Annotated in this window: 25 protein-coding genes; 18 read left to right on the top strand and 7 right to left on the bottom strand. The window is 64.9% G+C overall.

Annotated features, from left to right (window positions below):
* The first annotated feature begins 69 nt into the window (after positions 1-69).
* The 10 genes from MA07_RS23955 to MA07_RS23915 all read left to right on the top strand — a co-directional run bounded on the left by MA07_RS23955 (position 70) and on the right by MA07_RS23915 (position 10,579).
* Positions 70-1,026, top strand: coding sequence for a heme o synthase (locus MA07_RS23955; protein ID WP_036357785.1), 957 nt, complete (start codon positions 70-72; stop codon positions 1,024-1,026).
* A 4-nt stretch (positions 1,027-1,030) separates the two neighbouring features.
* On the top strand, positions 1,031-1,192 hold the full coding sequence (locus tag MA07_RS30545; RefSeq protein WP_200879424.1) for a hypothetical protein: 162 nt from the start codon (positions 1,031-1,033) through the stop codon (positions 1,190-1,192).
* Between the two features lie 21 nt (positions 1,193-1,213).
* Positions 1,214-1,804 carry a cytochrome c oxidase assembly protein gene (locus tag MA07_RS23950; protein WP_036357782.1) on the top strand — a complete coding sequence of 197 codons (591 nt, stop codon included), beginning with the start codon at positions 1,214-1,216 and terminating at the stop codon, positions 1,802-1,804.
* A 68-nt stretch (positions 1,805-1,872) separates the two neighbouring features.
* On the top strand, positions 1,873-2,736 hold the full coding sequence (locus tag MA07_RS23945) for a cytochrome c oxidase subunit 3 (RefSeq protein ID WP_036357778.1): 864 nt from the start codon (positions 1,873-1,875) through the stop codon (positions 2,734-2,736).
* Positions 2,737-2,848: 112 nt separating this feature from the next.
* Positions 2,849-3,220 carry a DUF983 domain-containing protein gene (locus tag MA07_RS23940; protein WP_036357775.1) on the top strand — a complete coding sequence of 124 codons (372 nt, stop codon included), beginning with the start codon at positions 2,849-2,851 and terminating at the stop codon, positions 3,218-3,220.
* On the top strand, positions 3,217-3,984 hold the full coding sequence (locus MA07_RS23935) for an SURF1 family protein (RefSeq protein ID WP_036357771.1): 768 nt from the start codon (positions 3,217-3,219) through the stop codon (positions 3,982-3,984). Before MA07_RS23940 ends, MA07_RS23935 begins: the two co-directional genes overlap by 4 nt.
* A gap of 213 nt (positions 3,985-4,197) precedes the next feature.
* A complete protein-coding gene (locus MA07_RS23930) occupies positions 4,198-4,728 on the top strand; it encodes a GNAT family N-acetyltransferase (RefSeq protein WP_052003486.1) in 531 nt (176 codons plus the stop codon).
* Between the two features lie 75 nt (positions 4,729-4,803).
* Positions 4,804-6,219, top strand: a complete 1,416-nt coding sequence (gene thrC, locus MA07_RS23925; protein ID WP_036357768.1) for a threonine synthase — start codon at positions 4,804-4,806, stop codon at positions 6,217-6,219.
* On the top strand, positions 6,216-7,499 hold the full coding sequence (locus MA07_RS23920) for a pitrilysin family protein (RefSeq protein WP_036357765.1): 1,284 nt from the start codon (positions 6,216-6,218) through the stop codon (positions 7,497-7,499). Before thrC ends, MA07_RS23920 begins: the two co-directional genes overlap by 4 nt.
* 200 nt (positions 7,500-7,699) lie before the next feature.
* The gene (locus MA07_RS23915) at positions 7,700-10,579 is read left to right on the top strand and encodes an EAL domain-containing protein (RefSeq protein ID WP_036357763.1); all 2,880 of its coding nucleotides are present in this window, start codon (positions 7,700-7,702) and stop codon (positions 10,577-10,579) included.
* Positions 10,580-10,597: 18 nt separating this feature from the next.
* Here the strand turns inward: MA07_RS23915 and MA07_RS23910 are convergent, their stop codons facing one another.
* On the bottom strand, positions 10,598-11,209 hold the full coding sequence (locus MA07_RS23910) for a YqgE/AlgH family protein (RefSeq protein WP_036357760.1): 612 nt from the start codon (positions 11,207-11,209) through the stop codon (positions 10,598-10,600).
* A 106-nt stretch (positions 11,210-11,315) separates the two neighbouring features.
* On the opposite strand from MA07_RS23910, the gene MA07_RS23905 reads away from it, so the two are divergent.
* Together MA07_RS23905 and MA07_RS23900 are read left to right on the top strand one after the other, a co-directional pair.
* Positions 11,316-12,140, top strand: a complete 825-nt coding sequence (locus MA07_RS23905) for a protein-disulfide reductase DsbD domain-containing protein (RefSeq protein ID WP_036357757.1) — start codon at positions 11,316-11,318, stop codon at positions 12,138-12,140.
* A gap of 39 nt (positions 12,141-12,179) precedes the next feature.
* Entirely contained in the window at positions 12,180-12,662 is a 483-nt protein-coding gene (locus tag MA07_RS23900) for a peroxiredoxin (RefSeq protein ID WP_036357754.1), read from the top strand.
* Positions 12,663-12,822: 160 nt separating this feature from the next.
* On the opposite strand, the gene rnhA is transcribed toward MA07_RS23900, so the two are convergent.
* The 3 genes from rnhA to ispH are packed head-to-tail and all read right to left on the bottom strand — an operon-like array spanning position 12,823 to position 15,215.
* On the bottom strand, positions 12,823-13,290 hold the full coding sequence (rnhA, locus tag MA07_RS23895; RefSeq protein WP_036357751.1) for a ribonuclease HI: 468 nt from the start codon (positions 13,288-13,290) through the stop codon (positions 12,823-12,825).
* Positions 13,287-14,252, bottom strand: coding sequence for a homoserine kinase (locus MA07_RS23890; protein ID WP_036357748.1), 966 nt, complete (start codon positions 14,250-14,252; stop codon positions 13,287-13,289). Before MA07_RS23890 ends, rnhA begins: the two co-directional genes overlap by 4 nt.
* A gap of 3 nt (positions 14,253-14,255) precedes the next feature.
* On the bottom strand, positions 14,256-15,215 hold the full coding sequence (ispH, locus tag MA07_RS23885; RefSeq protein ID WP_036357745.1) for a 4-hydroxy-3-methylbut-2-enyl diphosphate reductase: 960 nt from the start codon (positions 15,213-15,215) through the stop codon (positions 14,256-14,258).
* Positions 15,216-15,421: 206 nt separating this feature from the next.
* Between ispH and MA07_RS23880 the strand changes: the two genes are divergently transcribed.
* Genes MA07_RS23880 through MA07_RS23870 form a run of 3 tightly spaced genes read left to right on the top strand, consistent with a single transcriptional unit; the run spans position 15,422 to position 19,424 of the window.
* Positions 15,422-17,269 (top strand): monovalent cation:proton antiporter-2 (CPA2) family protein, encoded by a 1,848-nt coding sequence (locus MA07_RS23880; RefSeq protein ID WP_036358048.1) that lies wholly within the window; start codon positions 15,422-15,424, stop codon positions 17,267-17,269.
* Complete coding sequence (locus MA07_RS23875) at positions 17,269-18,648, top strand: MATE family efflux transporter (RefSeq protein WP_052003484.1); 1,380 nt, start codon at positions 17,269-17,271, stop codon at positions 18,646-18,648. Before MA07_RS23880 ends, MA07_RS23875 begins: the two co-directional genes overlap by 1 nt.
* A 38-nt stretch (positions 18,649-18,686) precedes the next feature.
* Entirely contained in the window at positions 18,687-19,424 is a 738-nt protein-coding gene (locus tag MA07_RS23870; RefSeq protein WP_036357742.1) for a DUF937 domain-containing protein, read from the top strand.
* Here MA07_RS23870 and MA07_RS23865 read toward each other — a convergent pair.
* On the bottom strand, positions 19,421-19,744 hold the full coding sequence (locus MA07_RS23865; RefSeq protein ID WP_081929144.1) for a DUF1127 domain-containing protein: 324 nt from the start codon (positions 19,742-19,744) through the stop codon (positions 19,421-19,423). The two genes, MA07_RS23870 and MA07_RS23865, sit on opposite strands and share 4 nt — an antisense overlap.
* Positions 19,745-19,920: 176 nt before the next feature.
* Here MA07_RS23865 and MA07_RS23860 point away from each other — a divergent pair, with 176 nt between their 5' ends.
* A complete protein-coding gene (locus MA07_RS23860) occupies positions 19,921-20,811 on the top strand; it encodes a LysR substrate-binding domain-containing protein (protein ID WP_036357736.1) in 891 nt (296 codons plus the stop codon).
* Here MA07_RS23860 and MA07_RS23855 read toward each other — a convergent pair whose 3' ends face one another.
* Together MA07_RS23855 and MA07_RS23850 are read right to left on the bottom strand one after the other, a co-directional pair.
* Complete coding sequence (locus tag MA07_RS23855; RefSeq protein WP_036357733.1) at positions 20,812-21,744, bottom strand: DMT family transporter; 933 nt, start codon at positions 21,742-21,744, stop codon at positions 20,812-20,814.
* Between the two features lie 200 nt (positions 21,745-21,944).
* Positions 21,945-22,712: a class I SAM-dependent methyltransferase gene (locus tag MA07_RS23850; protein WP_244445340.1), complete on the bottom strand. Its 768-nt coding sequence runs from the start codon at positions 22,710-22,712 to the stop codon at positions 21,945-21,947.
* 418 nt (positions 22,713-23,130) lie between these two features.
* Between MA07_RS23850 and MA07_RS23845 the strand changes: the two genes are divergently transcribed.
* Positions 23,131-23,733, top strand: coding sequence for a hypothetical protein (locus MA07_RS23845; RefSeq protein ID WP_152569002.1), 603 nt, complete (start codon positions 23,131-23,133; stop codon positions 23,731-23,733).
* Positions 23,734-24,207: 474 nt separating this feature from the next.
* Entirely contained in the window at positions 24,208-26,499 is a 2,292-nt protein-coding gene (locus MA07_RS23840; protein WP_160195491.1) for an EAL domain-containing protein, read from the top strand.
* The last annotated feature ends 29 nt before the right edge of the window (positions 26,500-26,528 follow it).

Below are 26,528 nucleotides of genomic sequence, written 5' to 3'. Positions count from 1 at the left end.
AGCCTTCCGGCGAGGAGCCGACCACTCGAAGGCCTTTTCGGCCGCGTCACGGCATTTCGGAATTTTGTGATGAGCACCATGTCGAACTCTCTGGCCGAATCCCAAGTCGAGAGCCTTGCCACGGCAGGCCTGTCGCAGGGGGACGTGTCCGACTTCTTCGCCCTGCTGAAGCCCCGGGTGATGTTTCTCGTCGTCTTCACGGCGCTCGTCGGAATGGTCGTAAGCCCCTCCAACGTTCACCCGATCGTGGCCTTCGTGTCGCTCCTCATCATCGCCGTCGGCGGCGGTGCGTCCGGGTGCCTGAACATGTGGTGGGATGCGGATATCGATGCGGTCATGACCCGCACCCGCAAACGCCCGATTCCCGCCGGCAAGATCCAGCCCGGCGAGGCCCTGGCCTTCGGGGTGACGCTCTCCATCGGCTCGGTCATCATCCTGGGGCTCGTGAGCAACTGGCTTGCCGCCGCCCTCCTCGCCTTCACGATCTTCTTCTACGTGGTCGTCTATTCCATGTGGCTGAAGCGCACGACCCAGCAGAACATCGTCATCGGCGGCGCGGCGGGCGCCCTCCCCCCGATCGTCGCGCAGGCGGCCGTGACCGGCCATGTGGGGTGGGACAGCGTGGTTCTGTTCGCCATCATCTTCATGTGGACGCCGCCCCATTTCTGGGCTCTCGCCCTCGTGAAGTCGGGCGACTACGAGCGCGCCGGCATCCCCATGATGCCGAACGTGGCGGGTCCGGATGCAACCCGGTTCCAGATCCTCGCCTACACGATTCTTCTGGCCCCGCTGGGCATGGCCCCGGTGGCCCTGGGCTTCGGCGGCCTGGCCTATGCCATCATCTCGCTCGTCGGCGGCTTCGGCATGCTGGCGCTGGCCGTCCAGGTCTATCGCCTGCGCCAGGGCGAGCCTGCCATGCGGGTGGCCCAGCAGCTCTTCGGCTTCTCGATCCTCTATCTCTTCCTGCTCTTCGCGACCCTGCTCGTGGAGCACGGCTTCGGCTTCTTCCGACCGGTGTTCGGGTAAGCCCATGGCGGATCGCAAACCATCCCAGAGCCTGACCCCCGAGGAACAGAAGCGGCGGCGCACCCGTTCGCTTGCCCTGGCGCTCACCCTGGGCACTCTCGTGGTGCTGTTCTACGTGGTCACGATCGCGAAGCTCGGACCGGGCGTCCTGCAGCGTCCCATGTGAGGTTTGACATTGAGGTCTGACATGGCTGAGAACCCGCACATCCAACGCAAGATGCATCGCACGGCCTTCGCCTGCGTCGGTATCGTCGTGGGCATGGTTGGCTTGGCTTACGCATCCGTGCCCCTCTACGACCTTTTCTGCAAGGTCACCGGTTTCGGGGGCATTCCGGTCGCCGTCGACAGCAATGGCTCGCAGGTGATGGACCGGACGATTTCCGTCCGCTTCGACTCCAATGTGGCGCCCGGCTTGAACTGGCGCTTCTCGCCGGAGACGCCGGAGGTCAAGGTCAAGCTCGGCGAGACCACGACGGTCCTCTACAAGGTCACCAACAAGGGCGATAAGCCGAGCACGGGCATTGCCACCTACAACGTGCAGCCCGACCTTGCCGGCACCTATTTCTCCAAGCTCGAATGCTTCTGCTTCACGGAGCAGACCCTGCAGCCGGGCGAAACCCTGGAATCCGCGGTCGTCTTCTACGTCGATCCCCGCCTGGCAGAGGATCGGGACGTGAAGGACCTTTCATCCATCACCCTCTCCTACACCTACTTCCCCTCCAAGGGGGGCAAGCCGGTGGCGGAGGTGACATCATCCACCACACCCATCGCTCAATAAGACACGTGACAAGCTGGGCGGAAACGTCCTAAAGCGAGTTCACCTTCGAGGCACGGAGACGACACGAAATGGCCGAGGCCCACGCCAAGAACCACGACTACCACATCCTTGAACCGAGCCCGTGGCCGCTCATCGGCGCGGTCAGCGCCTTCCTGATGGCAGCCGGGTTCGTGACCTGGTGGAAGGACATTCATATCGCCGGCATGGACCTCGGTCCCATCGTCTTCGGCGCGGGCATCATCGGCGTTCTCTACACCATGGTGGCCTGGTGGACCGACGTGGTGAAGGAGGCCAATACCGGCTCGCACACCCGCGTGGTCCAGCTTCACCACCGCTACGGCATGATCATGTTCATCGCCTCCGAGGTGATGTTCTTCGCCGCCTGGTTCTGGGCCTATTTCGATGCAGCCCTCTACGCCAACGATCCGCAGCTCTACTCCCGCGTCGAGGCGCTCGGCGGCGTCTGGCCCCCGAAGGGCATCGAGACCTTCGATCCCTGGCACCTGCCGCTTCTCAACACCCTGATCCTGCTCACCTCCGGCACCACGGTCACCTGGGCGCACCACGCGCTCCTGCACAACGACCGCCAGGGCCTGAAGATGGGCCTGTGGCTCACGGTGATCCTGGGCATCGTCTTCAGCTTCGTTCAGGCCTACGAGTACAGCCACGCTGCCTTCGACTTCGGGGGCAACATCTACGGCGCCACTTTCTTCATGGCGACGGGCTTCCACGGCGCGCACGTGATCATCGGCACGATCTTCCTGGCCGTCTGCCTGCTGCGCGCCTATCGCGGCGAGTTCACGCCCCAGCAGCATCTCGGCTTCGAGTTCGCAGCCTGGTACTGGCACTTCGTCGACGTGGTGTGGCTCTTCCTCTTCGCCGCCATCTATGTGTGGGGCTACGGCGGACCAGTGGCCGGCGGCGGTCACTGATCCGCACATCGAACGGCAAATCAGCAGGGGCGGCTTCACGGCCGCCCTTCGCATTTTCGGGCTCCGTCACCATCTATCGGTCAGCCCTACCGGCCCAATCTGGAGAAAAGCCGTGGCTCACGATCCCTCCGCACCCTCGCCCATCACCACCGGCCTCAAGGGGCTGTGCCCCCGCTGCGGCAAGGGACATGTGTTCAAGGGCTTCCTCACGGTGCAGCCGAAATGCGAGGTCTGCGGCCTCGACCTCGCCTTTACCGACACGGGCGATGGCCCGGCTTTCTTCGTCATGTCCTTTGTCGGCATCTTTGTGGTGGCCCTCGCCCTGTGGGTCGAGTTCACCTACGAGCCGCCGATCTGGCTTCATCTCGTCATGTGGACGATTTTGAGCATCGTTTTGAGCCTCCTCCTGGTGAGGCCGCTCAAGGGCGTTCTGATGAACCTGCAGTACCACCACAAGGCCGAGGAAGGACGCTTCGAGAAGTGAGCGCCTCCCGTCTGCACAATGGCCGATCCCTGATCATCCCGGGCTTGGCGGCCCTCGTGGCGCTTGCCATCCTGATCGGCCTCGGCACCTGGCAGCTCCAGCGCAAGGCCTGGAAGGAAGACCTGATCGCGCAGATCGAGACCCGCGCCTATGGCGAGCCCGGAGCCATCCTGCCGGAGGCGGATTGGCCCACTTGGCGCGCCGATCAAGACGAGTTCCGAAAGGTGCGGGTGACCGGCACCTTCCTCCATGAGTTCGAAGCTCCGGTCTATGGCCTCGCCCGCGGCGAGCGGCAGGGAGCACCGATCCAGGGCTATTACCTGATCACGCCCCTGAAGCTTGCCACCGGCGCCATCGTGATGGTCAATCGTGGGTTCGTGCCGACAGAGCTGCGGGATCCCGCGCATCGCCCCGAGAGCCAGCCCAAGGGCGAGGTCGCGATCACCGGCCTCGTGCGGGCGCCGGAAACGCGCAATTCATTCACGCCCGATGACGATCCCGCCCGCAACCAATGGTTTGCCCGCGACCCTCAGGCCATGGCGGCCGCCCACAGGCTCGACCGGGTTGCGCCCTTCCTGATCGACGCCGATGCGAGTCCCAATCCCGGCGGCTGGCCCCGGGGCGGGCAGACGCCCCTGACCCTGCCGAACAGCCATCTGCAATATGCGATCACCTGGTACGGCATTGCCCTGACCCTGATCGGCGTCTTTGCGGCCTTCGCCTGGCGGCGCCTGAAGGGGCTGGATTCAGCCGAGCTGAAATAGGACGTTTGTCATTTCGGCCGAGCTCAACTACACTGGCCGGTATGTTCACGCTTCTCACGACCGTAACCCATCTCACCATGCGCCTTGCAGGGCGTACGGGAGAGGCTTTGCGCGTCTAGAACAAGCGTCGAGCATATTCCCGAGCCCTGCGGAGACGAGCAGGGCTTCTTGGAAGAGTTCCGTTCGCCTCCGCCTCATCCAGAGGAGAGCGACATGGACATCCAGCCAGACATTCACCCACCCAGTCCCGCCGATGACATCGTCATCCGCGCGGCGCGGCCGAGCGACTGCGAAGGCATCGCCGACTTAGGCAACATGCCCGGCTATCGCTGGGGCACCCTGCGCCTGCCCCACCAGACGCCCGAAGCCACCCGGAAATGGCTCGAGGGCATCAACCCATCCAACAATGTCAGCCTCGTCGTGGAGAAAGACGGCCGGATCATCGGCAGCGGCGGCTTCGAGCGTTATCAGGGGCGGCGCGCCCACGTGGCCTATCTCGGCATGGGCCTGCATGACGACTTCCACGGCCGGGGCATTGGCTCACGGCTGCTGCGCGAACTCATCATGATCGCCGACGACTGGATGAACCTGAGGCGGATCGAGCTCACCGTCTATGTGGACAACGCGCCGGCGATCGCACTCTACAAGCGCAACGGTTTCGACATCGAGGGCACGCACAGGGATTTCGCCTTCCGGGGCGGTGCCTTCGTCGATGCCTATGTGATGGCCAGAATAAAACCTTGAACTCTGCGACCGGATGCGGCTTGCCGTGTCCGGTCCATATCCATAATGTCCGGCCGAATTTCCAGGAGATCGCCTGTGCTCCATGTCTCGACCCGGGGGGAAGCCCCGGCGCTCGGTTTCACTGACGCCCTGCTGACCGGCCTCGCCCGGGACGGCGGCCTCTATCTGCCGCAAAGCTGGCCGACCCTGACGGCTGAGACGATCCGCGGCTTTGCCGGGAAACCCTACGCCGAAGTGGCGAAAGCCGTGCTCGGGCCGCTCGTTGACGGCGACATTCCGGAAGCAGCGCTTTCGCGCATGATCGACGAGTCCTACGCCTCGTTCCGTCACGCGGCCGTCTGCCCGCTGACCCAGCTTGGCGACAACCTTTTCGTGCTCGAGCTTTTCCACGGCCCCACGCTCGCCTTCAAGGACGTAGCCATGCAGCTGCTCGGGCGGCTGATGGATCACGTGCTCAAAGCCCGCGGGGCCCGCGCGACCATCGTGGGCGCGACGTCCGGCGACACCGGCAGCGCGGCCGTGGAGGCCTTCAAGGGCCTCGATCAGGTCGACATCTTCATCCTCTACCCGCATGGCCGCGTGTCGGACGTGCAGCGCCGGCAGATGACCACCGTCGCCTCGCCCAACGTCCATGCGCTCGCGGTGGAAGGCACCTTCGACGACTGCCAGACTATGGTGAAGGGCATGTTCAACCATGCCCGCTTCCGCGACGAGCTGCAGCTCTCAGGGGTCAACTCCATCAACTGGACCCGCGTGGCGGCGCAAGTCGTCTACTATTTCACCGCCGCGGTTGCCCTGGGCGCCCCTCACCGCCCCGTCTCGTTCTCCGTGCCCACGGGCAATTTCGGCGACATCCTCGCCGGCTGGGTGGCCAAGCGCATGGGGCTTCCGGTCGACCGGCTGATGATCGGCACCAACGCCAACGATATCCTGGCCCGCACGCTGGGATCCGGCACCTACGAAATGAAGGGCGTGCATCCCACGACCTCGCCGTCCATGGACATCCAGATCTCGTCGAACTTCGAGCGCCTGCTGTTCGAGGCTTACGGCCGCAACGGCGAGGCGGTTCGCCGCCTCATGGCGAGCCTCCACCAGTCCCGCGCCTTCCTCATCGACGCGGAGCCGCTCGCGCGCATCCGCGAGGAGTTTGCGGCCCAAGCCGTTGACGAGGACAACGTGATCGCCGAGATGGCCGAGACCTATCGCAGCACCGGCTACGTGCTCGACCCGCACAGCGCCGTCGGCACCCGCGCCGGCCGCGCCCTGTTGAAGCAGGATCCCGAAACGCCCGTGGTTGCTCTGTCCACCGCCCACCCGGCAAAGTTCCCGGACGCAGTGGAACGCGCGACAGGGGTGCGCCCCGCACTTCCGCCGCACATGGCTGATCTGATGGAGCGGCAGGAGAGCTTCACGGTTCTTCCCAACGATCAGGCTGCGGTCGAGCGCTTCATCCGCGAGCGCGCGCGGGCGGTCAAAGGCGCTGCCGCATGAACCAGCATTTCGTCCGCGAGAAGCGGATCGACATCACCACCCTGCCCAACGGCCTCATGGTCGCCACCGAGCGGATGCCCGAGATCGCCACCGCGACGCTCGGTGTCTGGGTCGGCACCGGCTCGCGCCACGAAGAGCCGCATGAGCACGGCCTGTCGCATCTGATCGAGCACATGGCGTTCAAGGGCACGGCCCGACGCTCCGCCCGCCAGATCGCCGAGGACATCGAGAACGTGGGCGGCGATATCAACGCTGCCACCAGCGTCGAATATACGAGCTACACGGCGCGGGTTCTCGGCGAGAACGTGGACGTCGCCCTCGACGTGCTCGGCGACATCCTCATCCATTCAGCCTTCGATGCAGGCGAGCTTGCCCGCGAGAAGGGCGTGATCCTGCAGGAATACGCCGCCGTCGAGGACACGCCCGACGATCTCATCTACGACGCCTTCATGGAAACCGCCTTCGCGAGCCAGGCGGTCGGCCGCCCGATCCTCGGCACGCCGGAGACCATCAAGAGCTTCGACGAGGCGACGATCCGCGCGTTCCTGGCGCGGGAATACACCCCCGGCAAGATGGTGCTGGCCGCAGCCGGCGACGTGGAGCATGCCCGCATCGTCGATCTGGCCGAGCGCCTGTTTGGCGCCATGCCGACTGTTCCGGCGCGTCAGCCCGAGACCGGCCGCTATACCGGCGGCGAGCGGCGGATATCGCGCAAGCTCGAACAGGCGAACCTCGTGCTCGGCCTGCCCGGCCTCTCGTTCAAGGATCCCAACTATTACGCCGCCCATCTCTTCGCCCATATGCTCGGCGGCGGCCTGACCTCACGGCTCTGGCACGAGGTGCGCGAGACCCGCGGCCTCGCCTATTCCATCGACTCCTTCCACTGGCCCTTCTCCGATTGCGGCCTCTTCGGCATCGGCGCCGGAACGGCGGGATCCGACGTGCGCGAGCTGATGGACGTGACGCTCGCCTGCATGGTTCAGGCCACGCAGGATATCAGCGAGGTCGAGCTGATCCGCGCCAAGGCGCAGATGAAGGTGGCCCTGCTCACTGCCCTGGAGACCCCGGGCGGCCGCATGGAGCGCGTGGCCCGTCAGCTTCTGTCCTGGGGCCGGGTGGTCGACAGCGAGGAGATCGTCCGCAAGGTCGACGCCCTCGAGGTGGAGCATGTGCGCGAGGCGGGCCGCTCGCTCCTGCAGGGTGCGCCCACCCTGGCGGCGATAGGCCCCATCAAGGCGCTGCCGTCGCTGGAGAACATCGCCTCAGGGCTGCGCGGCTGATTTTTCTGACGTGCCTGCCCCATGGGCAAGGTCGCTTCTCCTCAATCCCGCCGCAAACGCACCCCATGGCCCGATGGTAACAATAACCAATGAGTCCTGCGGACAAGTGGGGGCCTGTTCCGGCTCTGCCTTGCTCTCAAGCCTCCTGACCGGTACCAATCCTGTTCCATTGTCTTAGTACCGGACGAAAGACCGAAGTATTGCGGATCGTATCTTTCGCCATAGCGCTTCTCCTGGCGATGTTCGTGGGGCTCGCCTGGCCGACAGCCGGCTGGGCTGTCGAGTCCGTGCGCGTCGACCCCAAGATGAAGGCCATCGACCTCACCCCGGCCATCGAGCGCTACAACTCGGACGGAGACGAGATCCGCATTTCCACGGCGCCAGGACGGGACGGCATCGTCCGCCGCATCGCCGTGAAGGCGCGCGAGACCGGCACCAGGCCGGACTGGATGGTCTTCGCGCTCACCAACGATACCGACGAGCAGATCGAGCGGCTCCTGGTCGCTCCGCATTTCCGCCTCACCGGCTCCGGGGTCATCTGGCCCGATCTCGGCGCGACCCGCATCGCGGCGATCACCGCGAGCCAGGGCATCCGGCCCGAGCGCGACGACAGCGAGGATGCCGACCTCTTCCTCATCACCCTGGATCCCGGCACGACCGTCACCTTCGTGGCGGAGCTGCGCTCCGACAACCTGCCCCAGGTCCACCTGTGGGATGCGGACGCCTATAAGGACCGGGTCAACGGCCTGACCCTCTACAAGGGCATCATCATCGGCATCGCGGGCCTGCTCGCTCTGTTCCTCACCATCGTGTTCGTGGTGAAAGGCGCCCTGATCTTCCCGGCAGCCGCAGCGCTTGCCTGGGCGGTGCTGGCCTATGCCTGCATCGATTTCGGCTTCTTCCAGCGTGTCTTCCCGATCACCGAGGCTACCGAGCAGATCTATCGCGCCGGCGCCGAGGCGGTGCTCTCGGCAACGCTCCTCGTCTTCCTGTTCGCCTATCTCAACCTCAATCGCTGGCACGTGCGCTACAGCCATGTCACGGCATTCTGGCTCCTGTTCCTCGGAGGGATGGTGGCGCTCGCCATCGTCGATCCTCCCATGGCCTCGGGCGTGGCCCGAATGTCGATCGCGGCGGTGGCCGGCATCGGCTTCGTGCTCGTGATCCATCTGGCGACGCACGGCTATGACCGCGCCGTGATGCTCGTCCCCACCTGGCTGCTCCTGGTGGCCTGGGTGACGGCGGCGAGCTTCACCGTTGTGGGCCAGCTCTCTTCCGACCTCGTTCCCCCGGCCCTGGTCGGCGGCCTTGTGCTGGTGGTCATGCTCATCGGCTTCACGGTCATGCAGCATGCCTTCGCCGGCGGCGGGTTCGCGCGCGGCTTCGTCAACGACACGGAGCGCCGGGCGCTGGCCCTCACGGGGGCCGGCGACATCGTGTTCGACTGGGACGTGGTGTCGGACAACATCTTCGTCAGCCCCGAGGTCGAGCATCAGCTCGGATTGAAGCGCGGCTCGCTGGAGGGTCCGGCCTCCGCCTGGCTCGACCTGATCCATCCCTTCGACAAGGACCGCTACCGGCTCGCCCTCGATGCCGTCATCGAGCAGCGCCGTGGCCGCCTGACCCAGGATTTCCGCCTGCGCTCGTCGACCGGCGCGCATAACTGGTTCCGCCTCAAAGCCCGCCCGGTGATCGGCTCGGACGGCGAGGTGCTGCGCATCGTCGGCACGCTCGCCGACGTCATGGACAGCAAGACGGCCGAGGAGCGTCTCCTGCACGATGCCGTGCACGACAACCTGACGAGCCTTCCGAACCGGCAGCTCTTCTATGACCGTCTGGAAGCGGCTCTCACCTTTGCGAGCCAGGACGATAAGTTACGGCCGACCGTTGTCGTGATCGACATCGACAAGCTGAAGGACGCCAACGCCACGGCCGGTTATGCGGCCGGCGACTCGATCCTGCTGACTCTGTCCCGACGGCTGAGCCGCCTGCTGAAGCCCCAGGACACGCTGGCGCGCATCTCGGGCGACGAGTTCGCGATCATCCTGCTGTCCGAGCGGGAGACGGACCGCATCATCTCGTTTGCCGACATGGTCCGGCGCGTGGTCACGACACCGTTCACCTACTCGGAGCGCGAGTTCTTCCTCACCGCATCCATCGGCATCGCGCTTCACGATCCGCAGATCGCCGCCCGGCGCGAGGAGGTGTTGCGCAACGCCGAAATCGCCATGGCCCATGCGCGGCGCAACGGCGGCGACCGGATCGAGGTGTTCCGGCCCACCATGCGGTCCGACCGCAGCGATCATTTCACCATGGAAACCGACCTTCGCCACGCCCTCGACAGGGGCGAGATGAAGGTGCTGTTCAAGCCGATCGTGCGCCTGGAAGACCGGACCATCGCGGGCTTCGAGTCGATGCTGCGCTGGGATCATCCGCGGCTCGGACGTGTTGGCCCCGAGGACTTCATGTCGATTGCCGAGGAGACCGGGCTCATCGTCAAGCTGAGCGTGTTCCTGCTCGAGCAGACCGGCCGCGAGCTTGCTGCGTGGCAGAACGCCCTCGAGGTCGAGCCGCCGATCTTCGCCAGCGTGAACATGTCGAGCCACCACCTGCTGCGGCACGACCTGCTGCAGGACGTGAAGACGGTGATCGCCCGCTCCGGCGTCATTCCCGGCACGCTCAAGATCGAGATGACGGAAAGTCTCGTGATGGAGAACCCGGAATACTCGGCCCAGATGCTCTCGCGCCTGCGCGATCTCGGAGCCGGCCTGTCGCTCGACGATTTCGGGACGGGCTATTCCGCCCTCGCCTACCTGCAGCGTTTCCCGTTCGACACGATCAAGGTGGACGAGTCCTTCGTGCGCCAGATGGCGGATGGACGGCCGGTTATTCTGCGCTCCATCGTGAAGATGGCGCATGAGCTCGGCATGGAGATCGTGGCGGAAGGCGCGGAAAGCGAATCCGAGGCGATCGAGCTCTACCAGCTCGGCTGCGAATACGCGCAGGGACCCGTCTTCGGCGAGCCCATGTCGACGCTCCAGGCGCGTCAGCTGGTGGGAGCTGCCCCGGCGGCCGCCTGAGCAGTCCGGGGCGCCAGATCAGGCGTGGCCAGCTTCCATGGACAGCATGGCCGGCTCGATGCCGATCCGGCGCAGGGCCATCTCGTAGCGCACATCCGCCGCCGTGTTGAAGACGATTTCCGCGTCGGCCGGCGTGTTGAGCCAGCCATTGGCCTGCATCTCCATCTCCAGCTGGCCTGCACCCCAGCCGGCATAACCCAGCGCCAGCACGGCATTCTGGGGTCCGCGACCGGCCGCGATGGCGCGCAGGATGTCGATGGTGGCCGTCAGGCAGATGCTGTCGTCGATAGGCAGGGTCGACTGGGCAAGGTGGAAATCCGGCGAATGGAGAACGAAACCGCGGCTCGTCTCCACCGGGCCGCCCATGAGCACCTGCATGTTGCCCACCTTCTGCGGCAGGCGGATGCGCTCCACCTCGGGAACGATCTCGAGCTGAACCAGCAGGTCGGGCATGGTCACGTTGGCGGCAGGCCGGTTGAGGATGATGCCCATCGCTCCTTCCGACGAATGGGCGCAGATGAAGATGACGGCCCGGGCGAACCGTTCGTCCATCATCCCCGGCATCGCCACGAGAAGCTGCCCATCGAGGTAAGTTGATTCGGTTCCGTACGGTGAAATGTGAGAGCCCATATCCTACAATCTGCCTTGCCGGACTTGCCCGCCCGATCACAGGATCGTGGATGGCAGACCCGAGAATAAACGCATAAGGGAAGTGCCTCAGGGAGGCGTCAGTTCCATGGCATCCATGTTCCGCGCCGCTTCGGTTGCGTTTTTTTGTGTTTTGTCCTTTGCCGCCGTAGCGCAACCGGTGAAGCCTTCCGCCTCCACTCAGGGGTTCCATTCCCGTGCCCGCCTGATCGGCGGAGGACAGCAGGGAGAGCATTGGCTCGCAGGCGTCGAGATCACCCTCGACCAGGGCTTCAAGACCTACTGGCGCACGCCGGGCGATTCAGGCCTGCCGCCCCGGTTCGACTGGTCGGGATCGGACAACGTGGCCAGCACCGAGATCCGCTGGCCGGCCCCGAAGCGGCATGAGGATGCGGCAGGGGTGGCCTATGTCTACGGCAAGCAGGCCGTGATCCCGATCCTCGTTAGGCCCAAGGATCCGACGAAGCCCGTCAAGCTCACCCTGGCCCTGGAATACGGTGTCTGCAACGACATCTGCATCCCGGCCCATGCGGACATGACCTTGGATCTGACCGGTGCCGATTCCGAGCGCAAGGCCATCGAGGCTGCCCTGGCCAAGGTTCCGCTCCCCCAAAAGCTGGGAGCCCAGGCCGATCTTTCGATCCTGTCCGTCGCTCCCCTCAACCAGGACAAGCCCGCCTTCGCCGTCACGGTCCGGGCGCCGTCGGGCACGAAACCCGCTCTCTTCCCCGAGGGACCGGAGAACTGGTTCTTCTCCGCTTCCCACCCGGCCGACGGTGACCGCTTCACCGTCACGGTCGAGGAGAAGCCGAAGGATGCCTCGGGCTCCGTTTCCTTGCGCCTGACCCTGGTCGCCGGCGACCGGGCCATTGAGACGGAAGTCAGCCTCGACGCGAACGGCCAGCCGCGCTAGGAATCATGCATTCAACGGCATAGCTTTGGAGAACCGTCCATGCCCATTCAGGTCGGCGAACGCCTGCCCCAGGTTACCTTCCGCGTCATGACCTCCGATGGTCCTGTCGCCAAGACCACGGACGACCTCTTCAAGGGCCGCAAGGTGGTTCTCGTCGCCGTCCCCGGCGCCTTCACGCCCACCTGCCACCGCAACCACCTGCCCGGCTACGTGCAGAAGAAGAGCGAGATCCTGGCCAAGGGCGTCGATGCAATTCTGGTGACCGCGGTCAACGACGTGTTCGTGTTGGAGGCCTGGGGCAAGGCCTCGGAAGCCGAAGGCATCGAGTTCCTCTCCGACGGCAACGCGGATTTCGCCAAGGCCATCGGCCTGTCCATGGATGGGGCAGGCTTCGGCCTCGGCACCCGCTCGCAGCGCTACTCCATGGTGGTCGAGGACGGCGTGGTGAAGGCGCTGAACGTGGAGGATGCCCCCTCCAAGGCGCAGCATTCCGGCGCCGAGAACCTCCTGAAGGATCTCTGATCGTTTCCGGACTGTTGGAAAACTAACCTCTCGTCATCACCGGCCTTGCGCCGGTGATCTCGTTTGGGAAAAGCGCAGCGCTCCGCAGCATCGGAATGGCCGGGACTGATCCCCGGATCAAGTCCGGGGACGGCCATGACTTCGGGGTTTGCACGAAAGGTCAGACGCTGGCCCTCCGGCCGTTCTTCTTGAACGGCTGCATCGCGGCAACCGCCAGCTCGTCGACGCGGATATTGATCGGGTCGTCCGCGTGGCCCTTCACCCAGTGCCAGGCGACGTCGTGGCGGGCAGCCGCCTCGTCCAGTTCCCGCCAGAGATCCTCGTTCTTCACCGGCTTGTTGTCGGCGGTGCGCCAGCCGCGCCGCTTCCAGTTGTGCATCCACTGGGTGATGCCTTGGCGCACGTATTGGGAATCCGTGAACAGGTCGACCGCGCAGGCGCGCTTGAGGGCATTGAGCCCCTCGATGGCGGCCCGGATCTCCATGCGGTTGTTGGTGGTGTGCGCCTCCCCGCCGGAAACTTCCTTCTCGCGTCCGTCGAAGAGCAGGATCGCCCCCCAGCCACCCGGCCCGGGATTTCCCGAGCAGGCGCCGTCCGTGTAGATCATCACGCGCTTGGTATCGTTCATGCCTCTAACCCGTATTCGCGCGCATGCCTCACATGCCGGTGGAAGTTGAGCTTGCGGTCGTATTCAAGCGGATCCTTGGGCTTCACCAGCGCACCCGGCGGCACATTCAGCCAGTCCACCAAGCGGGTCAGCATGAAGCGCATGGCCGAGCCGCGGCAGAGGGTGGGCAGCGCCTCGACCTCGTCCGCATTCAGACGCCGCACGGCCTGATAACCTGCCAGCATGGCCTGACCCTTGGTGAGGTTGAACGAGCCGTCGATCTCGAAGCACCAGGCGTTGAGGCAGATGGCCACGTCATAGGCGAAAGCGTCCGTGCAGGCGAAATAGAAATCGATCAGCCCCGACACCTCGGAGCCGATGAAGAACACGTTGTCGGTGAACAGATCGGCATGAATGATGCCGGCGGGCAGGCCTCGCGGCCAAGCCTCAGCCAGGCTCGCCAGTTCCCGCCGCGTCCGCTCGGCCAAGCCTTGAGACACCGTATCGGCCTGAGCCTCGGCCTGCGCGAACAGCGGCGCCCAGGCCTCGAGCGTGAGGGCGTTGGGCCTGTGCCCGTCGAAATCCCGGCCAGCAAGGTGCAGCTTCGCCAGCGCGCCGCCAAGGGCTCCGCAGTGCTGGGCGGTCGGACGACGCACCGCGATCCCTTCCAGAAACGTGATGATCACGGCGGGCCGCCCGGCGACCCTCCCCAGGGGCTCGCCCCGCCGGTTGTTCACCGGCAGCGGACAGTTCAGCCCCTTTTGCGCCAGATGCTGCATCAGGCCGAGGAAGAAGGGCAGATCGGCCTCTCGTACCCGCTTCTCGTAGAGGGTCAGGATGTAGGAGCCCTGGGTGGTGTGGAGGAAATAATTGGTGTTCTCCACGCCCTCGGCGATGCCCTTGTAGGAGAGCACCGTGCCGATGTCGTAGGTCTCGAGAAACGCCGAGAGCTCCTCGTCGCTGACTTCCGTATAGACCGCCACCTCTTACTCCGCCGCCTGCTCACGCAACTCGCGCGGCAAAGGAAAGAACACGCTCTCGTCCGCCGTCGACACGCTCTCGACGGAGACCGTGTAGCGCTCGGCGAAAGCGTCGATGATTTCCTCCACCAGGACCTCGGGCGCGGAGGCGCCTGCCGTGATGCCGAGGCTCCGGATGCTGCCGAACAGGCTCCAGTCGATGTCCTCGGCCCTCAGGATCAGCCTCACCAGCGGGCAGCCCTCGCGCTCGGCGACCTCCCGCAGGCGCTGGGAATTGGAGGAATTGGGCGAGCCCACCACGATCATGGCCTCGACCTGCGGCGCCACCCGCTTGACCGCGCCCTGCCGGTTGGTGGTGGCGTAGCAGATGTCTTCCTTGTGCGGCCCGACGATGGCGGGAAAGCGCCCTTTGAGGGCATCCACCATGTCCTGCGTGTCGTCGACCGAGAGGGTCGTCTGCGTCACGAAGGCCAGATTGCCGGCATCGGCCGGCTGGAGACGGGCGATGTCGTCCACGGTCTCGACCAGGGTGACGGCGCCTTCGGGCAGTTGGCCCATGGTGCCGATGACCTCGGGATGGCCGGCATGGCCGATCAGGATGATGTGACGGCCCCGCTTGAAATGGACCTGCGCCTCCCGGTGGACCTTGGTCACCAGCGGACAGGTGGCGTCGATGGCGAAGAGGTTGCGGGCCTCGGCCGCCTCCGGCACCGACTTGGCCACCCCGTGGGCCGAGAAGATCACCGGCGCCTGCGTGTCCGGCACCTCGTCGAGCTCACGGACGAAGACCGCGCCCTTCCGCTTCAGGTTTTCCACGACATATTTGTTGTGAACGATCTCGTGGCGCACATAGACCGGCGCCCCATGGATCGCCAGCGCCTTCTCCACGGCATCGATGGCACGGACGACCCCGGCGCAGAAGCCGCGCGGGGCACAGAGCAGAATGTCGAGGGATGGCTTCGTCATGATGAGGCGATGTGGCGAGACGAGGCCCTTCCTGTCAAGCGGGAGCGACGCTTATTCGCGGCGCAGGGCGGTGCCGTTCCCTCCCCCTTGCGGGAAGAGTGCGTGCGATGGGGCACAGGACAAGACCGGCTCTTGTCAATAAACGCTCGCGCCTCAGCCCAAGAATCCCTAGAAAGGTGCAACAGCTTCTCACCTCCCTGATCTCCATGGCATCCACCGCGTCCCACGTCAGCTTTCTTCCCCCCATCCTGACCTTCTGCGCGGCCGCTGTGGTGGCCGTGCCGGTATTCCGGCTGATCGGCTTGAGCGCGGTGCTCGGCTATCTGGCGGCCGGCGTCGCCATCGGCCCATCGGGCCTGAGCCTGGTGGAGGACCCGCAGACGATCGCGACCGTGGCCGAACTCGGGGTTGTGCTTCTGCTCTTCATCATCGGGCTCGAGCTCAAGCTGTCCCACCTCTGGGAGATGAAGCGCGACATCTTCGGGCTCGGCTTTGCCCAGCTGGCCATCACGGCCATCCTTATCGGCGTTGCTGCCATGGCCATTGGCTTCTCGCCGGAGGCCTCCTTCGTCACCGGGGCTGCCGTCGCGCTCTCGGCCACGGCCATCGCCCTCCAGATGCTGGGGGAGCGAAACGACCTGCCGACTCCTTACGGCCAGCGCTCCTTCGCGATCCTGCTGTTTCAGGATCTGTCCGTCGTTCCGCTCCTGGCCATTCTGCCGCTGCTGGCATCGCGGGTGTCGGACGAAGGCTCCCTCGCGGACAGCCTTCTGACGGTCGGCGAGGCGCTTCTCGGCATCGCCGCCGTCGTGCTGATCGGCCGCTATGGGCTCAACCCCTTCTTCAGGATTCTCGCCCGCAGCGGCGCCCGCGAAGTCATGACCGCATCGGCCCTGCTCGTGGTGCTCGGCGCGGCGCTCCTCATGCAGGAGGTCGGCCTGTCCATGGCCATGGGGGCCTTCCTGGCAGGCCTGCTGCTCGCCGAGTCCAATTTCCGGCACCAGCTGGAGGCCGATATCGAGCCCTTCCGCGGCATGCTGCTGGGCCTGTTCTTCATGAGCGTGGGCATGTCGATCGATCTTGCCCTCGTCCGGGAGCAGTGGTTGATGCTCGCCCTTGCGGCGCCTGTCATCCTCGTGGGCAAGACCTTGATCGTCACCGTCCTGTCGCGACTGTTCGGCGCAACTTGGCGCGACGGTCTGCGGTCCGGTACGCTTCTGTGCACGGCGGGCGAATTCGCCTTCGTGCTGATCCCGGTCGCGGCAGGCTTGGGCATCATGGCGCCGGCGGAGGCACAGCCGCTCACGGCGCTCGCCGCCATCACCATGCTGCTGGGTCCGCTCCTGTCCACCCTCGTCGAGAAGTTTCTCAGAAACCACGTCGGGAGCGAAGGCGAGCCCGATCTGCATGGGCTGAACGTGCCCGAAGGCGAACTCGAGAGCCGTGTGCTCGTGATCGGCTTCGGTCGGTTCGGGCAGATCGTCAATCAGGTTTTGCTGACCCAAGGCATTCAGGCGACGGTGATCGACAGGGATGTGGAGCGCATCCGCGACGCAGGCCGCTTCGGCCTTCAGGTCTATTATGGCGACGGGACGCGCCTTGACGTGCTTCGCGCGGCGGGCGCCGAGAAGGCCGAGATGATCTGCATCTGCATCGACGATCAGGAAGCCATGGTGAAGATCATCGAGATCATTCACGAGAACTTCCAGAACGCCCGCAGCTTCGTGCGCGCCTACGACCGCATTCATGCCATCGAACTCATGAACCGCGATGTCGATTACCAGATCCGCGAGGTCTTCGAATCGGCCATCGTGTTCGGACGCGCCGCCCTAGAGGAGCTCGGGACAAATCCCGAAATGGCCGCGCAAGCTGCCAATGATGTCCGCAAGCGCGACATTGCCCGCCTCGTCCTGCAGAAGGAGGTTGGCACCATGGGTGGAGCGGAACTCATGGTGGGCTCCAAGATTACCCCCGAGCCGCTCACGGCTCCCGCCAGCAAGGCGAGGGCTCTCAGCCCTGAAACACGCGACATCCTCGGCGAAGGGGTCATCTGATGGACGCAAGTCCTTCGACGGAAGAACTGGGCCGCAAGGCCGACACGCCGCGTTTTGTCGCCGGCTCCACCATGCGTCATGTGCTCGTCATGACGGGAACGGGCGCGGCTGGGCTTGTCGCGATCTTCATCGTCGATCTGGTGTCGCTCCTCTACATCTCCTGGCTCAACGACCCGAGCATGACGGCCGGCGTCGGTCTTGCTACCGTGGTGATGTTCTTCACGATCTCGATCAATGTGGGCCTGATGATCCCCATCGGAGCGCTCGTCTCGCGGGCGCTCGGGGCGCGCCGGCCCGACGACGCGCGGCGTCTCGCCACATCGTGCAGCATTCTCATGACGGCGATCGCCGCCGCCATCAGCATCGTCGTTCTGCTCATGCTTCCCGTCATTCTGAAAGCGCTCGGCGGACATGACCGGACCTATGACGTTGCCCTGAGCTTTCTCTGGATCGCGCTGCCGACCAATGCCGTGATGGCGCTCGGCATGGGGCTCTCCACGGTTCTTCGCGCAGCGGGCGACGCCAAGCGGAGCATGTATGCCACGCTCTCCGTCGCCATCGTGACGGTCATTCTCGATCCGATCCTGATCTTCGGCCTTGACCTGCAGTCGAACGGCGCGGCGGTCGCGATCAGCACCGCGCGCTTCGTCATGGCCTATGTGAGCTTCCGCTATGTGACACGCGTCCACAACCTGCTGGCCCTTCCCACATGGAAGGGATTGCTGAACGATGCGCGCCCCTTCCTGGCCATCGCGATACCGGCCATCCTGACCAACATCGCGGCTCCGGCGGCGAATGCCTTCTTCACAGGCGTGGTCGCCCGGTTCGGCGACGAGATCATTGCGGCCTCCGCCATCATCGACCGGGTCACGCCGGTGGCCTTCGCCGGCCTGTTCGCGCTGGCCGGCGCCATCGGACCGGTGCTCGGACAGAACTGGGGTGCGCAGCGCTACGACCGCATGAAGCAGATCCTGAAGGATTCCCTTACCATCACGGTGGTCTATGTGGGTTGCGTCTGGCTCATCCTGTTCCTCGTGCAGGTGCCGCTGACCCGGGCCTTCAACGCGCCCGAGAGGACGGCCGAGCTCGTGCAGTTCTTCTGCCAGCTCAGCGGCTTCATCTGGCTGTTCATCGGCCTCGTCCTGGTGTCGAACGCCTCCTTCAACAATCTCGGCTATCCCCTGCTCTCGACCTTCTTCAACTGGGGCCGTGCGACGCTCGGCATGATTCCATTCGCCTATTTCGGAGCCCAGATGGCAGGACCGAAGGGCGCGCTCGTCGGGATCGGACTCGGCTCCGTCGCGTTCGGTATTGCAGCCATCATCACGGCGTTCTGGACAATCCGACGCCTGGAGAGGCAAGCTGTCCCTGTTGTCTGATCCTCAGGCGCGGGCGTTTCGTTAGTGAGGAGGCTGCCATGTTCAACTGGTTCGATCTGATGCGACAGGCGCAGACCAGTGCAGCCCTGGATGCACTTGCACGGCAGTTCCATCTTTCCGGCGACCAGCCGCAGCGGACCATGGCAGCCTTCATGCCGGCCTTCGCCATGGGACTCCAGCACGCCATGGCGTCGAGCGACCCGAGCCGTGTGCTTCAATCCATGATGGGAGGGGCCTATCAGAATTTCTGGCAGGCGGCCGGCAATCCCTTCACGCCCCAGGCCGAGCAGGAAGGCCGTAGGCTGCTCGACCAGATCTTCGGCTCGGACGAGGTCAGTCGACGCGTGGCGCATCAGGCCGCCGGCTACGCGGGCATCAGCGCCGACACGATGCAGCAACTGCTGCCGGTGCTCGCCGGAATCCTGGCAGGCGGCACATCCCAGTGGATGATGGCTCACACGCAGGCATTCCAGAATTTCGCCAACCCCAAGGACGGCCACCAGGCTCCGTCAGCAGCCAATCCATGGGCCGATCTCTGGACAAACTGGATGAAGGCAGCCTCTCCCGAGAAGAAACCGGCCAATCCCTTCGAGGAAATGTTCGCAGGCTTCTTCCAGATGCCTCCGCCGGCGGAGCCGCCAAAGCCGGAGCCGCAATCCTCGCCCACACCCCTCGACGAGATGATGGAAAAAGGACGCGAGATGCAGATGCAGTATCTCGCGTCCCTCCAGTCGATTTTCACGGATGCCGACAAGCCTGCTGGCGGCAAGTCTTAGGCGCAGCGCTTAGCCTGCGTCACCATTGGCACGACGGGCCGTGCGGGCCGCGAACGATCGGGTCGCTCGCCCCGCGAGTGCCGCTCGGCGCTTCGAACCAACACCCATGACGGATTGCGGATGAGCGGCTCGGACAAGGCGCTCGACACATCGCTGCGGGTGAGCCCAATGTCCTTGAGCATCCGGTCGTCGAACTCGGCGAGATGCCTGATCTCGCCGCGGTGCCGGAGAGCCTTGGCAAAGTTCGTCAGCGAGCGAACGATCAGCCCCGGGGTGGTCATACCGGTGAAGGTCATTCTGGCTGGTACCGACTTACTCATGGCTGCTCTCCTTGCTTTCACTCTCGGTGATTGGCCTTGGAACGCCTGCCCTTCTAACTCTCTGAGGGTATTGCTGATTTTCTATTCTAGGAATCTTATAGCACAGGTCGTTTCATCACTTGAAACGATTGTTTGAGATATGTATCATCAACAGGATTGATGATGAGGTTTGCGCCATGCACCTGCTCGACATTGACCAGCTGAGGACGTTCGTCGCCATTGCCGATACGGGCTCGTTCACCCGCGCGGCGGAGATCGTGCACAAGACGCAGAGCGCGGTGTCCATGCAGATGAAGCGCCTGGAGGACCGGGTGGGCAAGACGATCTTCGAGCGCGATGGGCGCCTGTCGAAGCTCACCGACGAGGGCGAGCGCCTGCTCGACTATGCCCGCCGGATCGTGCGGCTCAATGCCGAGTGCATCGCGTCCTTCAACGACAACGAGCTCACCGGCCGGGTGCGCTTAGGCCTCCCCGACGATTACGCCGACCGCTACCTGCCGGAGATCCTGGCCCGGTTCTCGCGCTCCAACCCGAAGGCCGAGGTGACGGTGATGTGCGAGCCCACGCACAACCTGATCGAGCGGGTGCAGCACGGCGACATCGATCTGGCGATCATCACCCATGTGGACCGGCGCGGCCCGTCCGAGATCGTGCGCATCGAGCAGCTTCTGTGGGTCACGTCATCGCGCCACGGAGTGCACGAGGAGAGCCCGATCCCCCTGGCGCTCGGGCGCCCCAACTGCGACTGGCGCCACTCGGCCACGGAAGCGCTGGAGAGCGCGGACCGGCCGTTCCGCATCGCCTATGTGAGCTGGCATTCCACGGCCGTGGGCGCGGCCGTGCTGGCAGGCCTGGCCGTCTCCGTGCTGCCGGAGAGCGCCGTGCGCCCCGGCATGCGGATTCTTGGGCCGTCCGACGGCTTCCCGGCCCTGCCCTCGTGCAAGATCGGCCTCATCCGCGCCCGCGGCGAGGAGAACCCGCTGGCGGATGCGCTCGGCTTCCACATCAAGCAGTCGCTCGACAATCTCGGCTCCACCCGCACGATGCAGCCGATCGCGGCGGAGTAATTACGCTTTCGCCGCCGGACGCCGCAGCACGAGCACGTTGCCGACGAGCGCCAGCACGACGCCGATGACGGCCAGCGGCGTCCACACATAGCCCTCGATCAGGGTCGAGACCGTGAGCGCCACGATGGGAAACAGCACCGTGGCGTAGCCCGCCCGCGCGGCCCCGAGGCGGCGCAGCAGGGTGAGGTACGACATGAAGGCCAGCACCGACGCGCCGACCGAGAGATAGAGCAGCGAGCCCACATATTTCACCGTGGGCTCGATGATGAATTCGTTGCCGCGCACGAGGTTCAGCGCCAGCAGCACCGCGCAGCCATAGGTCATGCCCCAGGCGGTGGCCGACAGCAGCGGCACGCCCCGGCGCTGCACGACGGTCGAGATCATGTTGCCCGAGCAGAAGAACAGGGTGCCCATCACGCAGAGCGCCAGCCCCTGCAGGGCCGCCGCGTTGAAGCCCGCGCCCGTGATCTCCGGCCAGAACAGGAACACGATTCCCGCCACCCCGATCACGCCGCCAGCCGCCACCCTGGCCTCCGGCCGCTGCCGGAAGATCACGAACCCGAGCACCAGGTTGAACACGGAGGCCAGCGAGAACACCACCGAGAGCAGGCCCGACGGGATGCTCAAGCCGCCGTAATAGAACGAGATGAAGTTGAACGAGAACAGGCAGCAGCCCACCGCCGCGAAGCGCAGATGGTCCGCAGCCGCGAAGCGCACCTTGTGCCCGGTGGCGAGGACCCAGGCCCACATGAGCACGGCGGCCAGCAGGAAGCGCCACAGCACCGACATCTCCGGCGCCACGACGCCCAGCTGCGCCCGGATCCCGATCCAGCTCACGCCCCACAGGAACACGGTGGCGGCGTAAAGGCCGAGGGTCGAGCCGTCGATCCGGTTCAGGTTCTGCGCGGGCATGGCGGCGGTCGCGTGGCTCATGGGGTATCCGTTCGTCTCGTCGAGCTGCCGGAATACGCCTGACCAGCCATCAAGACAAATGATGATATCTGATCGTTTGCCCTTGGAACGGTGATGAAACGTTCCAAGGCGGAAGCCTTGGAACGCCCTTGGAACGCCCTTGGAACGGCTTGGAACGCCCGCTAATCCTTTGATCTTGTTCTGGAACGTCTTGGAACGGTCTACCTGGCTCCGGCAAGCCGCCCCTTCGCCGCCCAGGCCCGGACGGCCAGCAGGATCTCGCCGTCCGGCCCCGTGGGAAGCCGGGCGCGGAGCCGCTCGCGCAGGTCCTCCCGGGCGGGTTCGTCGAGCGACATGCAGTATTTGGGCGCCGATCCGGTGCCGCCGAGGAAGGGCGTCCAGTAATCGTCGAAGCTCTCGAACGCGGCCGCGATGTCGATGGCCCGCACCTCCACGCCCTGGAGGCCGGCGCCTTCAAAAAGCTCCCGCAGCGGGCTAGGCCGGCAGACGGGCGCCTTCACCCCGTCGTCGAAGTCGCGCGCCCGCGGGTCGAGGGCTGATGCCACATCGAAGAAGTGGCGCATGATCTGCATGTGCCCGGCATAATCCCACACATAGAGCCCCACCAGGCCGCCCGGCCGCACCACCCGGGCCATCTCGGACAGCGCCGCCGCCTTGTCGGGGAGAAAGTTCAGCACGAGCCCCGAGACGGCAAGGTCGAAGGTATCGTCCGGCGCCGGCAGCGCCAGCGCGTCCCCTTGCGTGAACGTCGCCCGCGGATCGGACACCCGCGCCCGCGCCAGTTCGAGGAAGCCCGGCGCGCTGTCGATCCCGACGATCCGCTCGGGGTTTGCCCCCTCCAGCACGGCGGCGGTCAGGATCCCGGTGCCGCAGCCGACATCGATGCCGGCGCCACCCGACGGGGACCCGCCAGACCCGCCGAGCCACTCCACGAAATGCGGGGCCACCTCTCGGCTCCAGCGACCCATATAGCGCTCGTAAGCGTCTCCCGCGCCCCACAGACCCGGCTCGATCGGCATCGGACAAATCCTCCGCGCCCCCGACGGAGTGTACGGCCCAGGCTCGTACACGACAACGCGCCCGAAACAGACAGGAGCCGGTTTGCCGCTCGATGTCATCCCCGGCGGCCGCAGGCCAGGGGGATCCGCAAGGCTCAGCATGTGAGTGGATTCCCTTCCCCTCCGATGGCTCCGCCCTCTCCGGCCGGGAACGACATGGAGGTGCGTGCCCCGGGGTCATCCCCGCCGGTCCGCAGGACCGGGAAGGGATCCATCGTCGTGAGCGTGCGGGCCCCGGAATGACGGTGAGGACCAAACCTTGACGGTTGCCTCGCGAACATTATCTTGTTCATGTTTTGTACTCAATGATCACAAAGAACCGATGCCCATGACGCCCAGCGACCCCGCCCCTACCGGCCCTGACCCCTCAGCCCCATCGCATCCGCGGGACAAGCTCAGCCCGGAGCGGATCGCGGAGCTGCGCGAATGGGTGGAGGGTTCCACCGTCTCCTTCAAGCGCCTCGGGGAGGCGCTGGGCGTCTCGGCCTCCACCCTCTCGCGCTATGCCGCGCAAGGCGGCTGGCAGCGTCCGCGAGGGGCGGCGGCCGCCGCTCGCATCGAGCGGCCGAACCCGGAGCCGGAGCGCCGGCGCAAAGCGCCCAGCCCTGTCCCGGGCGAGCGGCGCCAGGAGCTTACGGAGAAGCTCTGGCGCCTCGCCGAGCGCCACGCGGAGGAGCTGGAGCACCAGCCCATCGTCCACGCCCACCGCGCCCTCCAGCCGCTCGCCCGCCTCACCCGGACGCTCGGCGAGATGGACAAGCACGCCGACCCGCCCCTGCCGCCGGGGCAATATGAGATCGACAACCAGCCCCGCCGCAGCCTCCACGAGCTGCGCGACGAACTCGTGGCCCATCTGGAGCGCATCGAGCGCGAGGAGCGGGACTATGATGAGCGCTATCGCTGGACGTTCGAGAACGGGGCGGGGATTTGAAGTAGGCCCGCGATCAATCCCAAAAGAGATTGTCAGCGGCCCCCTGCCTGTGCGGTTCCATGTTCGTCTGCGACCCGGAGCTGGCCCTGGGGTCTGCAGCTCTGCGCGCGAGCGAGCTGCCATGTATCGTCACAGTTCATTCATAGACCCGATCCGATGATTAACCGTACTGCTGGTTATTTCCGGACATGTACTCCGATGCTGTTGACTTGAGGCTGCGATCAGCGAAGCTCAGGTGGTCAACACGACACATTGTGGTGGGTTGAGGAAGCAGCGATGCGCTCCCCTCAAAGGCATGAGGCCGCTCCACCGCGCTGGTGAGAATCCAGCATTTTCAGACCTGCCGATACAGGCTGACATTCTCCCGACGTACGACGCAGAATACCCGGGCTAATCAAAGCCATAAGAAGAACGAATTGGCGTGGGGCGGTCCGCAGTATTTTGCCGGGCGCCCCCATGCAAAGGGTGGAAGAATTGCGCAACGAAGTTTTCTCATTGAACCGGGCGGGCCCGCAGGTCTCGAGAAAGGCTCTGCCCCTGATTGCACTGGTCACCCTGACAGCGCTGTCTCTCGCAGCATTTGCCGTCCTTTGGGCGGTTCGGCAGAGTGACGCGGCGGCCACCGAGCGTCAGCTTCAGATGACCGAACGAAGTGTTCGAGGCATCCTGCGCGAGCTTTCGCTGCAGCAGGAGGTCGTGGCCGTTTGGGACGACCCTGTTCTTCAGCTCGATAAGACGCCTCTGGACGCTGAGTGGCTGGACGCGAACCTTGGCTCCTGGCTGACCCGTACGTATGGCCATAACCAAGTCTACATTCTGAACGCTCGAAACGAGGCCGTCTTTGCGGCGGCTGAGGGCGCCCCCGTCGAGCCGCAAACCTTCAGCCAGATCGAGCCGGATCTTGGAAGCCATCTGGCAGAACTGCGGGAGGCGCGGCAACCGCCTCTTCAGACGTCCGCCGGGGCTGCACCGGACGGCAAGCATCTGACTTCGGGACGAGCAGTTTACGATGCTCACATCCTGAAGCTGATCGGCCGGCCCGCAGCCGTGAGCGCCATGAAAATCGTTCCCCATTCGAACGAGATCACACAGCAACCCGGGAGCGAGTTCATCCTCGTAAGCGTTCGTTTTCTCGACGGCGCATTCCTCCAGCAACTCTCCGAGAAGAACCTGATTGAGGAGCTTCGCTTCTCAGCAACAGATCACAAGGCAGATGACGAAGTCTCGGTGCCGCTCAAGTCCGATGCGGGCGGCCAAATCGGCTACTTCGTCTGGAAACCCGAAACGCCAGGCACCAAGATCCTCGGCATCATCGGACCGGTCGGCGCCCTGTTCGGCGTCCTCGTTGTGGTCCTCATAGGGCTGCTTCTTGGTTGGCTGGGGCGCGCGATGTCGGCGCTTCAAACCATGATCGTCGAACTCCGCGCCAGCGAGGCCCAGGCTCAGCACCTTGCCTTCCACGATGTGCTCACGGGCCTGCCGAACCGGGCTTTGTTCGACGACCGCCTGGATCAGGCTCTGGCCCGCACCCAACGCGGTGAAAGAATCGCCGTGCTGATGCTGGACCTGGACCGCTTCAAGCATGTGAACGACACATTGGGGCATCATGCCGGCGACAGCCTCATTCGAGAGCTGGCAGGACGATTGTCGAAGCTTTTGAGAAGCAGCGACACCCTCGCGCGGTTGGGCGGCGACGAGTTCGCCATCGTGCAGACGGGGGTCATGGGCGATGAGGACGTGGACGCCCTGTGCATCCGCATTCTTGCGGCTGTTCGCGAGCCCTTCGACGTTCTCGGCCACCAAGCCTTCGTGGGCGTGAGCATCGGCATCGCTCTTGCTCCCGACGCAGGGATGGAACGTGTCGAAGTGATGCGCAAGGCGGACATCGCACTCTACCGGGCCAAGGCGGACGGGCGCGGCTGTTACCGCACCTTTACGGCTGCGATGGACGAGACTGTGAAGGTCCGCGGAACCATCGAGGAAGAACTCCGCGAAGCACTGGCAACCGGCCACGGGCTCGAAGTCGCCTATCAGCCGCAGGTCGCAGGAGCAGGAAAGCCCATCGTGGGGCTCGAAGCCCTCGTGCGGTGGCGCCATCCCACACGTGGGATGATTCTGCCGGATCAGTTCATCCCCGTTGCAGAGCAAACAGGCCTTATCTCGCAGATAGGAGAGTTGGTTCTGCGCGACGCCTGTTCAACATCGTCCCGATGGCCTGACCTGTTCATTTCGGTCAACCTCTCCCCGATTCAGTTTCGAGGTGAGGGCCTTGCCGAACGAATGATCCAGATTGTCCGCGAGAGCGGCACGGACCCCGGAAAGATCGAACTTGAGATCACCGAGGGCGTCCTGCTCGACGACGGAGGTCAAACCGCTGAGACGCTCAGAATCTTGCGGGCGGCAGGCTTCAGAATTGCGCTCGATGACTTCGGCACCGGGTATTCGAGTCTCGGCTATCTGCACCGCTACGAAGTCGACAAGATCAAGATCGATCGATCGTTCGTGAGCCGATTGGGGAAGGAAGACAGCGCGATGGCAATCGTCAACGCCATCGTGGCCCTGGGCCAGGCCATGAACCTGACGGTCACGGCCGAGGGAGTCGAAACCAAAGAGCAGGAACATCTCCTGCGCAATGCCGGCTGTGACGAACTGCAGGGCTATCGATACTTCAAAGCCCTGCCCAAGGAGCAGGTCGCGCGCTTGCTCGAGCACGCACCACGGCCTGAACAGAGGAGCGTTCTCAGGGTTGCGCCCTCGACAATCTGAGAGCGGCTGTGCATTGGTGGGCGCTTCGC

This window comes from Microvirga sp. BSC39 (assembly GCF_000739015.1).
In the GTDB taxonomy this organism is placed as follows: domain Bacteria; phylum Pseudomonadota; class Alphaproteobacteria; order Rhizobiales; family Beijerinckiaceae; genus Microvirga.
This window is presented reverse-complemented; position numbering and strand designations above follow the sequence as displayed.

Bases quoted from the DNA above. Each gene is read 5' to 3' on its own strand.
- MA07_RS23955 (WP_036357785.1), top strand. From the start codon at position 70: ATGAGCACCATGTCGAACTCTCTGGCCGAATCCCAAGTCGAGAGCCTT.
- MA07_RS30545 (WP_200879424.1), top strand. From the start codon at position 1,031: ATGGCGGATCGCAAACCATCCCAGAGCCTGACCCCCGAGGAACAGAAG.
- MA07_RS23950 (WP_036357782.1), top strand. From the start codon at position 1,214: ATGGCTGAGAACCCGCACATCCAACGCAAGATGCATCGCACGGCCTTC.
- MA07_RS23945 (WP_036357778.1), top strand. From the start codon at position 1,873: ATGGCCGAGGCCCACGCCAAGAACCACGACTACCACATCCTTGAACCG.
- MA07_RS23930 (WP_052003486.1), top strand. From the start codon at position 4,198: ATGGACATCCAGCCAGACATTCACCCACCCAGTCCCGCCGATGACATC.
- MA07_RS23920 (WP_036357765.1), top strand. From the start codon at position 6,216: ATGAACCAGCATTTCGTCCGCGAGAAGCGGATCGACATCACCACCCTG.
- MA07_RS23910 (WP_036357760.1), bottom strand. From the start codon at position 11,209: ATGGGCTCTCACATTTCACCGTACGGAACCGAATCAACTTACCTCGAT.
- MA07_RS23905 (WP_036357757.1), top strand. From the start codon at position 11,316: ATGGCATCCATGTTCCGCGCCGCTTCGGTTGCGTTTTTTTGTGTTTTG.
- MA07_RS23900 (WP_036357754.1), top strand. From the start codon at position 12,180: ATGCCCATTCAGGTCGGCGAACGCCTGCCCCAGGTTACCTTCCGCGTC.
- rnhA (WP_036357751.1), bottom strand. From the start codon at position 13,290: ATGAACGATACCAAGCGCGTGATGATCTACACGGACGGCGCCTGCTCG.
- ispH (WP_036357745.1), bottom strand. From the start codon at position 15,215: ATGACGAAGCCATCCCTCGACATTCTGCTCTGTGCCCCGCGCGGCTTC.
- MA07_RS23880 (WP_036358048.1), top strand. From the start codon at position 15,422: ATGGCATCCACCGCGTCCCACGTCAGCTTTCTTCCCCCCATCCTGACC.
- MA07_RS23875 (WP_052003484.1), top strand. From the start codon at position 17,269: ATGGACGCAAGTCCTTCGACGGAAGAACTGGGCCGCAAGGCCGACACG.
- MA07_RS23870 (WP_036357742.1), top strand. From the start codon at position 18,687: ATGTTCAACTGGTTCGATCTGATGCGACAGGCGCAGACCAGTGCAGCC.
- MA07_RS23865 (WP_081929144.1), bottom strand. From the start codon at position 19,744: ATGAGTAAGTCGGTACCAGCCAGAATGACCTTCACCGGTATGACCACC.
- MA07_RS23860 (WP_036357736.1), top strand. From the start codon at position 19,921: ATGCACCTGCTCGACATTGACCAGCTGAGGACGTTCGTCGCCATTGCC.
- MA07_RS23855 (WP_036357733.1), bottom strand. From the start codon at position 21,744: ATGAGCCACGCGACCGCCGCCATGCCCGCGCAGAACCTGAACCGGATC.
- MA07_RS23850 (WP_244445340.1), bottom strand. From the start codon at position 22,712: ATGGGTCGCTGGAGCCGAGAGGTGGCCCCGCATTTCGTGGAGTGGCTC.
- MA07_RS23845 (WP_152569002.1), top strand. From the start codon at position 23,131: ATGACGCCCAGCGACCCCGCCCCTACCGGCCCTGACCCCTCAGCCCCA.